We start from the raw sequence: 16,080 nt of genomic DNA, 5'->3' as shown, positions 1-16,080 counted from the left end.
CCCTACTTGCAAGATTTCCATATCACTTTGAATGATTATTGTTATTCAAAGCTTTACTAAAAACCTTAACAAGGAAGTGATGCTTTATTAAAGATAAGCCAAACGCTCTATTAGTACTGGTCAGCTAAAGGACTTTCATCCATTACACACCCAGCCTATCAAACTAGTAGTCTTCTAGAGAGCTTAGAGAAGATTCATCTTAGAGTTGGCTTCACGCTTAGATGCTTTCAGCGTTTATCCTTTCCAAACTTAGCTACGCTGCGATGCTCTTGGCAGAACAACAGCTACACCAGTGGTTTGTTCAACCCGGTCCTCTCGTACTAGGGTCAAATCTCTTCAATCTTCTTACGCCCACGGCAGATAGGGACCGAACTGTCTCACGACGTTCTGAACCCAGCTCGCGTACCGCTTTAAATGGCGAACAGCCATACCCTTGGGACCTGCTCCAGCCCCAGGATGCGATGAGCCGACATCGAGGTGCCAAACCTCCCCGTCGATGTGAGCTCTTGGGGGAGATCAGCCTGTTATCCCCGGGGTACCTTTTATCCTTTGAGCGATGGCCCTTCCACACAGAACCACCGGATCACTAAGACCGACTTTCGTCTCTGCTTGACTTGTATGTCTTGCAGTTAAGCTGGCTTATACCTTTATACTCTACGAACGATTTCCAACCGTTCTGAGCCAACCTTTGTAAGCCTCCGTTATTATTTGGGAGGCGACCGCCCCAGTCAAACTACCCACCAGACATTGTCCCACTTGAGGATAACTCAAGCTGGTTAGCTACCCAAATAAGAAAGAGTGGTATCTCAACAATGGCTCATATACAACTGGCGTCATATACTCAAAGCCTCCCACCTATCCTGCACATTCTTATCCAGATAGCAGTGTCAAGCTGTAGTAAAGGTCCACGGGGTCTTTCCGTCTTGCCGCGGGTAGGAGGAATTTTCACCTCCACTACAATTTCACTGGATCCCTCTTTGAGACAGCTCCCATCTCGTTACGCCATTCATGCAGGTCGGTATTTAACCGACAAGGAATTTCGCTACCTTAGGACCGTTATAGTTACGGCCGCCGTTTACTCGGGCTTCGATCAAGAGCTTCGCTAATGCTAACCCCATCAATTAACCTTCGAGCACCGGGCAGGCGTCACACCCTATACATCCTCTTACGAGTTAGCAGAGTGCTGTGTTTTTGGTAAACAGTCGGGAGGGACTCTTTGTTGTAAGTTTCTTCGCTTTCGGAGTAAATCCTAATACGAAGCGAACCACACCTTATACCGAAGATACGGTGCTATTTTGCAGAGTTCCTTAAAGAGAGTTCTTCCACGCGCCTTAGAATACTCATCCCACCCACCTGTGTCGGTTTACGGTACGGGCAACATTAGCTAAACTTAGAAACTTTTCTTGGCTCGACGGCATCAGCATTACTCTTATCCATCCGAAGACTTCAAAAAGCCTATAGGTTCTCGGTGTATTCTTACACGGATTTTCCTGTATAAGCACCTACAACTTTCGACTAGCACTTCCATCCGCTAGCAATGCTTAGCCCTAAGCGTCCTTCCATCGCACACTAATGTTGGTATTGGAATATTAACCAATTTGCCATCGTCTACCCCTTTCGGACTCGACTTAGGACCCGACTAACCCTACGATGACGAGCATCGCGTAGGAAACCTTGGGTTTACGGCGTTAATGATTCTCACATTAATTATCGCTACTCATGCCTGCATGCTCACTTCTATTCGCTCCAGCACTCCTTACCGGTATACCTTCGACGCAAATAGAACGCTCTCCTACCGCTTGACAAAGTCAAGCCTACAGCTTCGGTACTTACTTTAGCCCCGTTATATTTTCCGCGCAAAATCACTAGACCAGTGAGCTATTACGCTTTCTTTAAAGGATGGCTGCTTCTAAGCCAACCTCCTGGTTGTTTAAGTAACTTCACATCGTTTTCCACTTAAGTAAGATTTAGGGACCTTAGCTGGTAGTCTGGGTTGTTTCCCTCTTGACGACGGATTTTATCACTCGCCGCCTGACTGCTGTGATTACATATAAGGTATTCGGAGTTTGATAGGGTTTGGTACATTGGTGTATGCCCTAGCCCATTCAGTGCTCTACCCCCTTATATTACGACACAACGCTATACCTAAATATATTTCGGAGAGAACCAGCTATCACGAAGTTTGATTGGCCTTTCACCCCTATCCACAAGTCATCCCGGGGCTTTTCAACGCCTATGGGTTCAGTCCTCCACTAGTTCTTACACTAGCTTCAACTTGCTCATGGATAGATCACTTCGTTTCGGGTCTGCAGCATCTGACTAAGCGCCCTATTCAGACTCGCTTTCGCTACGGCTTCGCGTGTGCTTAACCTCGCCAGACACCACAACTCGCAGGCTCATTATGCAAAAGGCAGTCCATCACCCTGTATTGCTACATAGGGCTCTGAATGATTGTAAGCAAATGGTTTCAGGTTCTATTTCACTCTGATCACCTCAGTTCTTTTCACCTTTCCCTCACGGTACTTGTGCACTATCGATCTGGTATTAGTATTTAGGGTTGGATCGTGGTCGACCCAGCTTCAGACAGGATTTCTCGTGTCCCGCCCTACTCAGGATACTGCTAGCTAAGGTTTGTTTTTCGCATACGGGACTATCACCCTCTATGGCTATACTTTCCAGAATGTTCTGCTAAACTCACCTCTTGCACATTGCAGTCCTACAACCCCCAGTGCAAGCACTGGGTTTGCCCTCTTGCGCTTTCGCTCGCCGCTACTGACGCAATCTCTATTGATTTCTTTTCCTGAGGGTACTAAGATGTTTCAATTCCCCTCGTTCGCTCCTTATTAGGTAATGTATATCTCTATACATTGGGTTGCCCCATTCGGAAATCTACGGATCAAAGCTTCTTGACAGCTCCCCGTAGCTTATCGCAGTCTAGTACGTCCTTCATCGCCTTTACCAGTCAAGGCATCCACCATTCGCTCTTAGTAGCTTACCTTTTTTACCTTTTTATTGATTCTAAAACGCATCACTTCCTTGTTAAAGTTTTTATGATAAGACTTTGCTATCTTAAGACGGAAAGCATTCAAACACTTATAAATACTAATATAATTAATATCTAAATAAGCTGTGAGTTTGAAACTTGTCTCTAGTTTTATTACTAAAGAAAAGATAGTTGAGTTTCATCCTTTAACAAGTCCTGTAAAATTGTTTTTATTAAAACTTGCTTGTGACTCTTAACAATAATAATTATAAAGAACTTTTAGGCTTAAAACCTAAAGGAAGTATATAAAATAAATCATATACTTACTTTAGATTTTAAAGCTTTACTTCAAATCTTATTCATTCTTCTAAGATTGATTACTATGGTGGGCCTAACAAGACTTGAACTTGTGACCTCACCCTTATCAGGGGTGCACTCTAACCAGCTGAGCTATAGGCCCTTTTATGGTGGAGAATAGCGGGATCGAACCGCTGACCTCCTGCGTGCAAAGCAGGCGCTCTCCCAGCTGAGCTAATTCCCCATAAACAATTAGCTTTTTCATCAATCTTTGAAATCTAAACAAGGATGATTGAGTCTATATTGAAGTAATAGTTGTGAGACTTATTACTTTGTACTCTAGAAAGGAGGTGATCCAACCGCAGGTTCTCCTACGGTTACCTTGTTACGACTTCACCCCAGTCGCTGATTCCACTGTGGACGGTAACTAGTTTAGTATTCCGGCTTCGAGTGAAATCAACTCCCATGGTGTGACGGGCGGTGAGTACAAGACCCGGGAACGTATTCACCGTAGCATGGCTGATCTACGATTACTAGCGATTCCGGCTTCATGCTCTCGAGTTGCAGAGAACAATCCGAACTGGGACATATTTTATAGATTTGCTCCACCTCGCGGTATTGCGTCTCATTGTATATGCCATTGTAGCACGTGTGTCGCCCTGGGCATAAGGGCCATGATGACTTGACGTCGTCCACACCTTCCTCCTCCTTACGAAGGCAGTCTATTTAGAGTGCTCGGCCGAACCGTTAGCAACTAAATACGTGGGTTGCGCTCGTTGCGGGACTTAACCCAACATCTCACGACACGAGCTGACGACAGCCGTGCAGCACCTGTCTCTAAGTTCTAGCAAGCTAGCACCCTCATATCTCTATAAGGTTCTTAGGATATCAAGCCCAGGTAAGGTTCTTCGCGTATCTTCGAATTAAACCACATGCTCCACCGCTTGTGCGGGTCCCCGTCTATTCCTTTGAGTTTTAATCTTGCGACCGTACTCCCCAGGCGGTACACTTAATGCGTTAGCTGCATTACTGAGATGACTAGCACCCCAACAACTAGTGTACATCGTTTAGGGCGTGGACTACCAGGGTATCTAATCCTGTTTGCTCCCCACGCTTTCGCGCCTTAGCGTCAGTTGAGTTCCAGCAGATCGCCTTCGCAATGGGTATTCTTGGTGATATCTACGGATTTTACCCCTACACCACCAATTCCATCTGCCTCTCCCTCACTCTAGACTATCAGTTTCCCAAGCAGTTTAATGGTTAAGCCATTAGATTTCACAAGAGACTTGATAATCCGCCTACGCGCCCTTTACGCCCAGTGATTCCGAGTAACGCTTGCACCCTCCGTATTACCGCGGCTGCTGGCACGGAGTTAGCCGGTGCTTATTCCTTAGGTACCGTCAGAATTCTTCCCTAAGAAAAGGAGTTTACGCTCCGAAAAGTGTCATCCTCCACGCGGCGTTGCTGCGTCAGGCTTTCGCCCATTGCGCAATATTCCCTACTGCTGCCTCCCGTAGGAGTCTGGACCGTGTCTCAGTTCCAGTGTGACTGATCATCCTCTCAGACCAGTTAAGCGTCATAGCCTTGGTGAGCCATTACCTCACCAACTAGCTGATACTATATAGTCTCATCCTACACCGAAAAAACTTTCCCTACTCAACTTGTGTTAAGCAGGAGTATAGAGTATTAGCAGTCGTTTCCAACTGTTGTCCTCTTGTGTAGGGCAGATTAACTATACCTTACTCACCCGTGCGCCACTAATCCACTTCTAGCAAGCTAAAAGCTTCATCGTTCGACTTGCATGTATTAGGCACGCCGCCAGCGTTCACTCTGAGCCAGGATCAAACTCTCCATAATAAACATTCTTTAGCGTTAAGGCAAAGCCTTAACTAAGAAGCAAGCTAAAGGCTTACCCTGCCAAACCTAATAAATAGATATTAGATTATTATTAAAGAGATAAACCTTATCGCTCTTATAGATAGTTTAATCTTTTTCTTCAAAGAAAAAGTTTTATAATTGATTAAGATTTAAAATAAATCTTTCTGGCTCAATCGATCACTTATTTAGATTTCAAAGATTGACTATAAGATTTGAAACAACAATATTAATTTTAAAGAACAATACAAAAACTCAACATAAATAAAAGTAAAAAGGCTTTTAATTACTTTGTTTAGGTCCTTTTTTAGAAAAGGAAATGAAAGTATAGCTAGTTTTGCTTAAATTATTATTAAAATATATAAAAATAAAATAAGAATTTGGAAGGGTTTTAAATAAAGAAATGATTTGAATTTTTGAAAGATGGAAATTGAAATGAAGAAAATTTAAAAAAATGCAAACAATGATTTGAAGAAGGTTGATTATTTAAAAAAAAGAAAATAATGATGAAAAACAGTAGATTGAAGCGAAAAATTCAAAAGCAAAAGCAAGAAAGATTATAAAAAGATATTTGAAAATAAAATCCAATTTTAGTGGAGTAAAAACAATATTTTCCCATAAAACCATTTAAGCATTAAACACAAATGAATTACAAACACTCCTTAAAATAAGGAGTGTTTTATCATTTTTCTATTTAAAACCACCATCTCATATTAAACATAGCAGAATGAGAGGTGAGTCTATTTGAATAAATGCCATTATAGCCTAAAGCTATATCGGTATTATTGCTAAGTCTAAGACCCAAATCAATCTTGTTAAAATAATAAAAATCATCTAAAACATAGCTATCGCTATATCTTATGTTTTCAATCATAAAATCAGAATTATAAGTATCATCTAAATTAATATTGACTCCTAAATTTGCAGCAATATACATTTTATCATTAAAGTCATATCTGGCTTCAAGAGCAGGAGATAGTGTATAAAGATTGATATTGTTTTTAGAATACCTTTCATTACCTAGGGTGAAAGAATCAATATTTAATCTATCATAAGCTAAACTCATTTTTGGAGTAAGGATAAAATTATTAATTTTTTTCTCATAACCTAAACTAAAAGCCACACCATAGCTTAAAGTGTCATAATTGCTATTATCTTGCGAGCTGATTAAAGTTCTTTGCATTTTTGAATCTGTATAAGAAAGTCTTGCTTGTGTTTTAGCAAACAAATCTCCATCTTCTCCTTGCATTAAAGATAAATAATAATTCACTCCACCATAAAAGGCTTTATCTTTTATATTTAAGCGATTCATTGTATTATCCAAAGACAAATCTTCATAACCCATATAAAAACCTAGGATTTTATCTTCTGTTATTCTTTTATTTAAACCAAGGATTAAACCATAGCCATCACCCTTTAAAGAGCCATTGTTATTTGCTAAATCATAATTATCATCTACATAATAAGTTTTTATGAAACTTTTATAATCTTGATTGAAATTCTTTATCTCTTCATCTATGACATTAGCTATCATATAATTTCTTCTGATATGACTTAAGGTGCTAGCTTGAGCTGCAACATAGCTTTTAGAATTTAAAGTATCGGCTGTGATTTTAAATTTAGCATTATAATCACTTTCTAAGTCTGCGCTTGCTGTATTATCTCCTTTGATATATTCTGCTTTATAGATATTATTATCAAGATAGATAAAATCCACACTGCCTATTCCTTTGCCATTATTCACTTCTCCGCCTACGGCTTCTAGTTTTCCAAAGTTATTTGTGGTGTTATCTTTTTGATTGGCTAAGACTAAAGAATTACTATCATATACAGTATTAAGTCTAAAAGAACTTTCTTGTTTAATCATGGAGTCCATATCTAAAAACACACTGCCTTCTTTAAAATTAATGCTACTCCAGCCTGCATCAGGGTGTCCGCCTGCAGCATCAGGACCTAGGACTATGATGTGAGATTGTTTATCTGTATTATCTAAATCATTTAATTTATTATTATCTATGTTATAGTTATTGTTATTTGCATTATTAAAATCTTCAGCACTTTGAGTGATACTTAGTTTATATTTATTGACATTTAGGGTACCATAACTTGCTATACCTAAATGAGCTCCTTCTCCTGTATTTTTATCTGCACTGAATTTTAATTCTCCTGTGTTGCTAAATTCTGTTGTAAAAGGTGTAGTGCTTGAAGATCCATCACCGTGTAAGTGTAAAGCCACAATACTGCCTTGCAATACTCCTTGATTATCAATGTTTGCTCCAGCTGCAACAGTGATTGCATAGCCATTGTCTGATTTAATGGTGCCTGTGTTAACTAATTCGCCAATATTTTTTACTGATACTGCAGAGCCTTCTTTTGTATGAAGCACACCCTCATTTGTTATACTATCTACATTATTTGCATATAACGCAGCACCATAATCAAGCTCAATTACACCATTAACGCCATTTACAAAAGATTCAACTTCACTTAAAGAGAATATAGAAAAACCATCTACTGGTTTATAATCTTTATTATTTACACTTATAGTTCCAGTATTTGCTATAAGATTAGTTTTATCTTCTGTTGTTGAGTAAATTGAAAATAATGCATCATTTGTAATACTCTCTTCAAATTTAGAGTTGAGTATAAAATTAATCGTTCCGTTGTTAATAAACTGCTTAAGCGGGGCATTTGTTGATATAAAAGCTAAATTTTTAAGCTCCATAAATCCATCATTTTGAATTAAACTAATGTTTGCTCCTGTTTGATTTCTGATAAATTCATAGCCGGCACAATTATCTTCTCTTCCTGCATAAACTTTACCTGTTGATGTATTAATAACCTCCCCTAAACCAGAACCGCCATATCCATTTGCAGAATATAAAGTAATCTCTGTCTCAATTATACCTGAATTTACAATTGTTTCTATCCTTCCTGAGTTTTCAATAATAGCAGACATAGATGTAGAGGTTCTATCATCTCCATATATATTCTTAATATATCCTTTATTTTCTATATACCCAATAGTTCCTTGTTCATTCCTAATAGCAGCTCCAGCCCAATCAATTCCTGCAGTTGGACTAGAGTTTATTGTTCCATAATTAATAAAAGAATCTATTTTACTGCCTTTACCGTTATGTATGATAGGTACAGCTGTTATTGCATTAATTGTTCCATAGTTATTAATGCTATGAATTGTTCCAATACTATTAGGATCGTTATTATAACTACCATTTACAATGAGCGCTGTTGTATGCATACTTCCTATATTAGTTGGATTTGCTTTATGATTGATTTCAATTCCCTCAGAAATATTGATGCTAGTTAGCGTTCCTTGGTTATTTAGCACAGAGTGGTAATTTTTTAATGTTGTATAATCAAAATGGGTATCTATTTGAAAATCAAGACTTGTATTAATTGTCAGTGAACCATTAGAACCTTTGTAAGTCAAGTTTTTATTAGTCATATCTATTGGAGAATCATTTTGTATAACACAATCATTGCCCGTTTTACAAAATGCACTTTCGGTAGCATTCCCATTTTTAATATCAATTTCTACAAATGGTCCATTTGCATCAGCAAGTCTTTTTTTATATAAAGTTAACTCCCCCCCCCCTGATTGAGCAGATGAATTTACTCTTGTTACATCAATTTCAAAAGCATAAATAGGACTTAAAATACTTGCTGTGATAGCAGATATCAAACAAGTCTTTTTTATCGATTTCTTTTTCATTAATAAACCTTTAATTTTAAATATTTTAATTACAAAAAATTAATTTGAAGTTTATTAATTTTAAACTTAAAAAGCACTTTAAACACAATGATTCTAAAAAGCTTAATCGATATAACGCTTAGCTAGTTCACCAAAATATTCTATACGCCTATCGCGTAAAAATGGCCACCAACGACGCACTTTTTCGCTTCTTTTTTGATCGATTTCTATGATTTTTACGCATTCATTTTCACTATCCAAAACACAAATTTCTTCTCCTTGTGGTCCAAAAACAAAAGAATTTCCCCAAAATCTAATACCTTCTTCTACGCCGCTTTTGTCCTTTTCAAAACCCACCCTATTTACGGCCACTACATACAGGCCATTCGCTATAGCATGGCCTTTTTGAACTCCTAGCCAAGCATTGAGTTGTCTTTGCTTTTCATCATTCTCATCTTTATCAAACCAACCAATAGCTGTAGGATAGATAAGAATTTCAGCTCCTTTTAAAGCCATAAGTCTTGCTGCTTCAGGATACCATTGATCCCAGCAAATGAGTATACCAAGCTTACCTAAACTTGTATTGATTGGCTCAAAGCCCAAATCACCCTGCGTAAAATAAAATTTCTCATAAAAGCAAGGGTCATCAGGTATGTGCATTTTGCGGTATTTTCCCGCAATAGTACCATCTTTTTCAAATACCACAGCAGTGTTATGATAAAGTCCTGCACTTCTTTTTTCAAAAAGTGAAGTAAGCAAAACCACACCATTTTTTTTAGCTACATTCGCCCAAAATTCCACATCTTTTTCATAATCATTTGCCAAATCAAAAAAATCCACATTTTCACTTTGGCAAAAATACTCACTCTGATGAAGCTCACCTAAGCAAACAAGCTCTGCTCCTTGCTTAGCTGCTTGTTCTATAAATTCACAAGTTTTTTTTATGGTTTTTTCTTTGGTAGAATGAAATTTTTGTTGTATTAAAGCGATTTTCATTGTCTTTGCCTTTCTTCTTCTTCATCATCATAAGGATCTAAATGGATTTGTATGTCCCATTTTTCATCTTTAAATATTGCACGGATATTCTCTTCTATTTCATCTGAAATTTTATGTGCATTCAAAAGCGAGATTATAGGACAAAACACCAAATGAACACTTAAATAATTACAACTTGGAGTTTTGCGTGTTTTTAATTCATGATAAGAAATAACTTCTGAATTTTTAGAAATTAAAGCGCAAATTTCATCAACTTGCTCTTTTGGTAATGCTTCATCCATTAAAAAAGCTAAAGCTTTTTTAATAATTTTAAAAGCAGAAAATGCAGTGTAAAGGCTTACAATAATTCCAAAAATTGCATCAATAATATGTAAATTTGTAAAATAAATTAAAACCAAAGCCACCAAGGTGCAAGCATTAGTTAAAAAATCTGTCTTATAGTGCAAAGCATCACTTTCTACAATTAAACTTTTGGTTTTTTTGGCTACATAATTTAAAAACAATACAAGAAAAAAAGTTACCCCCAAAGCAAAAACCATCACATAAATACTCGAATTTAAATCAGAAATTTGCTCTTTGTAATAAATTTTTAAAATACTTTCATAAAAGATAAAAATGCCCACACCAACAATAAAAACACCCTCTAATAAGCCCATTAAGGCCTCTATTTTAGAAAAACCAAAATTATAATTTTCATTTGCCTTTTGAGAACTTTTTTTAAGAGCCAAGAAATTAAAAGCAGAAATAGCAAAGTCCATTAAAGAATCAATTGCACTAGAAAGCACCGCTACAGAACCACTTGTTAAACCCACAATAAATTTCACACAAGCTAAAATAATCGCACAAACACTTGCGATAATAGTTGCATTTTTTTGCAAGCTCATCTTGGTCCTTTAAAACGATTTTGACAAGAGCAGTGCAAAGAGCCGTTTTGGCGTAAAAATACTCTCGCATCAACTCCTATGATTTTACGATTTGGCAAGGCTTTGCTAAGTCTTTGTATAATAATTTTATCCTTTTCATCATTATAAGTTGGCACAATTAAGGCATTATTGATAAAAACAAAATTTGCATAGGTAGCTCCAAGTCTGCGATTTTCATAATACAAAGGTTTTGGTAAAGGAAGTTCAACTAAATTAAAACCTGTTTCTTCAAGCTCTTTTTTCATCTCTTGCAAAGGCAAATAATGCTCATCTTTTTCGTCTTCGCAAATACAGTGTGCTATGGTATTTGGCGTGATAAATCTTGCTAAAGTATCAATATGATGATCAGTATCATCACCTTTTATAAAACCATTTTCAAGCCAAATGATTTGCTTTAAACCAAAGATTTCTTTCAATTTTTCATCAATTTGTGTTTTATTTAAATGAGAATTTCTGTTTTCATTCAATAAACAATGAGAGCTTGTAAGCATCACCCCTTCGCCATTAAAATCTATACTTCCACCTTCTAAAATCAAATCAATTTTCTTAAGCTCTTCTTTAAATTTTTCTTTAAAAAGTTTAGAATTTACCGCATTATCAAGCTGACTTTGAAATTTATTTCCCCAAGCATTAAAAGTAAAATCAAGTGCTTTCAAGCACCCATTTTCTAAAATATCGATTGCGCCAAAATCGCGTATCCAAGTATCATTTGTATCACACACAAAAAATTCCACATTGGGTATATTTTCAAAAGGAGCAAAATCGCTTTTTTTAGGTGCTATAAGCAGCACCTTTTGAAACTCGCTAACCGCTTTTATAAATTCTTTATAGCCTTGTAAAATTTCATCTAAATATGGCTTCCAGTCACTTTTTTCGTGAGGCAAAGAAAGCATTAAATATTCTTGCTCACTCCATTCAGGGATTGATTTTATCATTTAACTACCTTTTTTGATAATAAAATTATAATTGTATCATTTTATTTGCATGATTTTTTTAAAAATCATATTTTTTTAAGATAAAAACCACAAATTTAAAACTTGTTAAAAATTATTCATTCATTTAAGTTACAAAATTTTTGCATTTTATTCACAGCCTTTTCACAATGTGATTTTATATCTAAAATACGATAAAATAGAACTTTAAGTTAAAAATTTATTCTAAAAATTTTTATAATTTTTTAAGCTTAAATATGCCTACAGTGATTTCTTTTTAATTTTGCATATAAAAAAGCCGTCGTTTAGATTATTTGGCAATATCCTTTTGGCTTTTTTTAACGCATCAAATTCTGAACTTTTAGCAGCTACGGCTTCTATCTTATCCAAATTTAAATCCAAAATTTCAATTTTAATCTCTCCATTTAGAGCATTTTCAAGCACTTCTTCATTCTCATATCTTGTAAAAGTGCAAGTACTATAAATTAACTCCCCATCTTGCTTCAAAGCTTTTAGTGCTGAGTTTAATAATCTTTTTTGTAAATTTGAAATTTGCTTGATTTCTTTAAGATTTTTTTGTATTAAAAATCCTGATTTCGCAAAGGTAGAACAAGGCGCATCGAGTAAAATTTTATCAAATTTTGACGGACAAATTTTGCCTATACTCTTAGCATCTTTTAAAAAACACTTTGCAATTTTTACTCCATAATTTTGCAAATTTTTCTTTAAAACAAAAAATCGATCCTTGCTTGCTTCAACGCAAGCTAAATAGCCTTGATTTTCCATAAAATTTGCCAAATTAATACTCTTTCCACCCGGCGCAGCACACATATCTAAAACACTTTCATTGGGTTTGACATTTAAATTTTTCGCGCACAAATAAGAAGAGTAATTTTGCACATAAAAATACCCAAGTTCAAAAGCTTTTAATCTCGTAAGAGTATTTTTATCTTTATGATCGATTTTATAGCAATATTTATCAAGCTTAACAAAAGCAATATCTACTTGTTTTAAAAGCTCTTCAAAATCCAATTCGTTGCTTTTTAAAGTATTGATAAAAACGCAAATATCTTTAGGTTTGTCGAAACTTTCCAAAATATCCAAAACTTGCTTTTCATCATAAAGTCCATCTAGATGAGTTTTTAAATCAAACAATGCCATGAAATTCCTTTAACATAATAAAAGCCGCCAAGGAATCAAGCTTGCCATCTTTTTTTCGTGTATTTATTACTCCAAATTCCAAAGCTTCCCTACTTGTCATACTTTCATCTACAAAATGAATTTCACCATTAAATTCAAGCAAGGTCACAAAATGTTTAATGCGTCTGCTCATCTCCTCTTCACTCGATCCGCCTTTTGGTATGCCTATAATAAGCGAAGAAATTTCGTGTAATTGGATTAAATTTTGCACTTCTTTTGCAGCTTGATTGCGATTTTTTCTCATAATAGCATCAAGTGGAATAGCGATTTTTCCATCCACGCAAAGCGCTACTCCTATGCGTTTTAAACCTACATCTAAAGCTAAAGTTTTCAAATCAAAACCTTTATATAAACCCCATCAATTTCGATTTTCCTTTCGAGTTCATATTCATAAATTTTTTGCCCAAAAACCGCCACAGCCTCATCCACACTCACGCCCTTTTTACAAAATTCTAAAATTTCATCACTTGGCTTTTCTGTTATATCCCCAAAACACGAGGCGAAATCTTTAAAATCAGTTATTAATTCTGCTTTTCTTTCTTTTATGAGCGAATTTGTGCCTCGACTCTCATTAATCCTATGCGGTAAAACATATAAAGGTTTTTTCATCTCTAAAGCAAGTCTAGCGCTTTGCATAGAACCACTTTTTAAATCCGCTTGAGCAATAATTACTGCTTCGCTTAAAGCAATAATCAAACGGTTTCTAAGTAAAAAATCATAATTTTTTGGGATATAACTATCTTCATTTTCACTTAAGGCTAAAGCATTGGTGTAAATTTCATTAATTATATTTTCATTGCTTTTGGGATAAATTCTATCAAGCCCATTTGCAAAAATTCCGATCGTTAATGGCATAGCAGCCTTACTTGCCACAATATCCACACCCAAAGCCCCGCCACTTACCACGCAAACATCAGCCATTTTTAGATAATTTGCCAATTCAAAAACACAATTTTTAGTATAAACACTCATTTTTCTTGAGCCGATGATAGCAACCTTTCTTTTATCCAAAAGCTCTAAATTCCCCTTATAATAGATATTCTTTGGCTTTTTATCCAAAGCAGAAAAAAGACTGTTTGATAATTCTTGTGCTAAAATTTTACTTGCCATAAATTTCACTTAAATACACTAATTCCACTTTTCTAAGCAATTTTTCACTCTCCTTTAATGCCTTAAAAGTATTTTTTCTAGGATGGGCTATAGCTATAGCAAAACCTTTCTTTTGTGCGAGTTTTACAGCACTTTCAAGTTGCTTTTTTACATAAACCACACTATCTTCATTATCTAAAAACACATCTCTTTGGATAAGCGGTTGGGAAAAATCCTTAATAATCTTAGTCGTAACGCTTTTTCCTATGGTTTTAGAATCTACAAAAATCAAATCATATTTTTTAAAAATCTTTAAAAGCTTTCTCATCGCCTTTTCATCACTGGTAAATAAACTACCGGTGTGATTGTTAATATACTTTATATTTTTAAAATCTTTTTTAATCTGCTGTATTTTATTTTCGATTTTTTCCTCGCTATCTTGTGGATATAAAGTGTCTTTTTCCTCATTTGCGTAATTTATCGCCGCTAAAGGCAAATGCACCATATAAAAGTCCAAATTTTTTGCGAATTTAGCTGCACTACTTGGTCTTGATTTATCTTTTGGCATTAAAGATGGCGTGAGTTTTAAGTTTGTTTCTTGTAAATCTTTTAACTGCTCAAAACTCACAATATCATCAATGATAATGACAAGCTTTGCTTTTTGAGATACTTTTGAATCCTTTTGTGTTTTTAGCAAACTTGAATTTTGATCTTTAATAACAAGGGTATTATTTAAATCACTAGCATTTAAATCTTTGCTGATATCTTTTTGTAAATTTTCACTTAAATTAAAATCCTCAAAAATTGCATTTTCAAATTCGCTAAAATTTGCTTCGCTGATTTGTTTATTTTGCTGCCAAGTTGGTTCTTTTGCAGGAAGTTTATTTTCATAAGTGATATTAAATTCACTTTTAATAGTAAAGGTATTTTTGTTATTTTTATAGCCAAAATAAACTAAAGATACAAATAAAACAATAAATACAAGGGCGATAATAATTATCTGCCCTTTTTTAAGATAAATTCTTGACAAATTAGTTTTTATCTTTGTCGATTAATTTTTTAGCCGCTATCCAAGGCATCATAGCACGCAAATTGCGTCCTGTTTTTTCAATCAAAGAATCATTCATATTTTTGCGTTCTGCATGCATTCTTGCATATCCTGCACGACGCTCTAGTATAAAATCTTTAGCAAAAACACCATTTTGTATATCTTTTAAAACGCCTTTCATAGCCTTTTTAGTTTCTTCGGTGATAATTTTAGGCCCTGTGATATAATCACCGTATTCTGCAGTATTTGAGATAGAATAACGCATATCAGCAATTCCACCTTGATAAATCAAATCAACAATTAATTTCATCTCATGCAAACACTCAAAATAAGCCATTTCAGGCTCATATCCTGCTTCGACTAAGGTTTCAAATCCCGCTTGTATTAACGCACTAAGCCCACCACAAAGCACCGCTTGTTCACCAAAAAGATCGGTTTCTGTTTCAGCTTTAAAAGTCGTTTCTATAATACCTGTTCTACCCCCACCAATCGCACTTGCATAACTTAGGGCTAAATTTTTAGCATTTTTGCTTTCATCTTGATGCACAGCGATCAAACAAGGTGTTCCACCACCGATAGCAAATTCATTTCTTACTGTGTGCCCTGGTGCTTTTGGTGCTATCATAATCACATCAATACCTTTTGGAGCAACAATTTGTCCGTAATGGATATTAAAACCATGTGCAAAAGCTATAGCCTTACCTTCGCTTAAATTTGGCTTTATTTCATGATTAAAAATATCAGCTTGTAATTCATCAGGAGTTAATATCATGATAAGATCACACTCTTTTGAAGCCTCACTCACGCTTTTTACTTCAAAGCCCGCATTTTTAGCTTTTGCCCAGCTTGCTCCACCTTCTTTTAAGCCTACAATCACTTCAACGCCATTATCTCTTAAATTCATAGCATGCGCGTGTCCTTGGGAACCAAATCCTATCATTGCGACTTTTTTTGATTTAATTAAACTTAAATCACAATCTTTATCATAATACACAGTTATAGCCATCATCACTCCTAATTTTGAA

The 16,080-nt window shown here is 35.6% G+C and carries 9 protein-coding genes, 2 tRNA genes and 2 rRNA genes; all 13 read right to left on the bottom strand.

From position 1 onward, the window contains the following. Positions 1-89: 89 nt before the first annotated feature. Positions 90-2,998 (bottom strand): 23S ribosomal RNA (locus AAH949_RS03350). Between the two features lie 368 nt (positions 2,999-3,366). Beyond that, positions 3,367-3,443 (bottom strand) — tRNA-Ile (locus tag AAH949_RS03345). A 5-nt stretch (positions 3,444-3,448) separates the two neighbouring features. Continuing rightward, positions 3,449-3,524 (bottom strand) — tRNA-Ala (locus AAH949_RS03340). Positions 3,525-3,623: 99 nt separating this feature from the next. Beyond that, positions 3,624-5,137, bottom strand: a 16S ribosomal RNA gene (locus tag AAH949_RS03335). Together the 16S and 23S rRNA genes with 2 tRNA genes alongside form the textbook arrangement of a ribosomal RNA operon. Positions 5,138-5,849: 712 nt before the next feature. After that, on the bottom strand, positions 5,850-8,888 hold the full coding sequence (locus tag AAH949_RS03330; RefSeq protein WP_348518976.1) for an autotransporter outer membrane beta-barrel domain-containing protein: 3,039 nt from the start codon (positions 8,886-8,888) through the stop codon (positions 5,850-5,852). Between the two features lie 102 nt (positions 8,889-8,990). Then, complete coding sequence (locus tag AAH949_RS03325) at positions 8,991-9,863, bottom strand: N-carbamoylputrescine amidohydrolase (RefSeq protein ID WP_348518975.1); 873 nt, start codon at positions 9,861-9,863, stop codon at positions 8,991-8,993. Continuing rightward, positions 9,860-10,747, bottom strand: a complete 888-nt coding sequence (locus AAH949_RS03320) for a cation diffusion facilitator family transporter (protein ID WP_134238949.1) — start codon at positions 10,745-10,747, stop codon at positions 9,860-9,862. Before AAH949_RS03320 ends, AAH949_RS03325 begins: the two co-directional genes overlap by 4 nt. Beyond that, positions 10,744-11,721 (bottom strand): agmatine deiminase family protein, encoded by a 978-nt coding sequence (locus AAH949_RS03315; protein ID WP_348518974.1) that lies wholly within the window; start codon positions 11,719-11,721, stop codon positions 10,744-10,746. The genes AAH949_RS03320 and AAH949_RS03315 overlap by 4 nt, the downstream gene beginning before the upstream one ends. Positions 11,722-11,979: 258 nt before the next feature. After that, positions 11,980-12,879, bottom strand: a complete 900-nt coding sequence (locus AAH949_RS03310) for an RsmB/NOP family class I SAM-dependent RNA methyltransferase (RefSeq protein WP_348518973.1) — start codon at positions 12,877-12,879, stop codon at positions 11,980-11,982. Then, a complete protein-coding gene (gene ruvX / locus AAH949_RS03305; protein ID WP_348518972.1) occupies positions 12,866-13,252 on the bottom strand; it encodes a Holliday junction resolvase RuvX in 387 nt (128 codons plus the stop codon). The genes AAH949_RS03310 and ruvX overlap by 14 nt, the downstream gene beginning before the upstream one ends. Continuing rightward, entirely contained in the window at positions 13,249-14,028 is a 780-nt protein-coding gene (locus tag AAH949_RS03300; RefSeq protein WP_134238953.1) for a DNA-processing protein DprA, read from the bottom strand. Before AAH949_RS03300 ends, ruvX begins: the two co-directional genes overlap by 4 nt. Then, entirely contained in the window at positions 14,018-15,037 is a 1,020-nt protein-coding gene (locus tag AAH949_RS03295) for a divergent polysaccharide deacetylase family protein (protein ID WP_348518971.1), read from the bottom strand. The genes AAH949_RS03300 and AAH949_RS03295 overlap by 11 nt, the downstream gene beginning before the upstream one ends. A 1-nt stretch (position 15,038) precedes the next feature. Further along, positions 15,039-16,061, bottom strand: coding sequence for a ketol-acid reductoisomerase (gene ilvC, locus AAH949_RS03290; RefSeq protein WP_348518970.1), 1,023 nt, complete (start codon positions 16,059-16,061; stop codon positions 15,039-15,041). Positions 16,062-16,080: the final 19 nt, after the last annotated feature.

This window comes from Campylobacter sp. CCS1377, from assembly GCF_040008265.1.
Taxonomy (GTDB): domain Bacteria; phylum Campylobacterota; class Campylobacteria; order Campylobacterales; family Campylobacteraceae; genus Campylobacter_D.
This window is presented reverse-complemented; position numbering and strand designations above follow the sequence as displayed.

Excerpts from the sequence above, each read along its gene's own strand:
- AAH949_RS03310 (WP_348518973.1), bottom strand. The coding sequence starts at position 12,879 with ATGGCATTGTTTGATTTAAAAACTCATCTAGATGGACTTTATGATGAA.
- AAH949_RS03330 (WP_348518976.1), bottom strand. The coding sequence starts at position 8,888 with ATGAAAAAGAAATCGATAAAAAAGACTTGTTTGATATCTGCTATCACA.
- AAH949_RS03300 (WP_134238953.1), bottom strand. The coding sequence starts at position 14,028 with ATGGCAAGTAAAATTTTAGCACAAGAATTATCAAACAGTCTTTTTTCT.
- ilvC (WP_348518970.1), bottom strand. The coding sequence starts at position 16,061 with ATGGCTATAACTGTGTATTATGATAAAGATTGTGATTTAAGTTTAATT.
- AAH949_RS03315 (WP_348518974.1), bottom strand. The coding sequence starts at position 11,721 with ATGATAAAATCAATCCCTGAATGGAGTGAGCAAGAATATTTAATGCTT.
- AAH949_RS03325 (WP_348518975.1), bottom strand. The coding sequence starts at position 9,863 with ATGAAAATCGCTTTAATACAACAAAAATTTCATTCTACCAAAGAAAAA.
- AAH949_RS03320 (WP_134238949.1), bottom strand. The coding sequence starts at position 10,747 with ATGAGCTTGCAAAAAAATGCAACTATTATCGCAAGTGTTTGTGCGATT.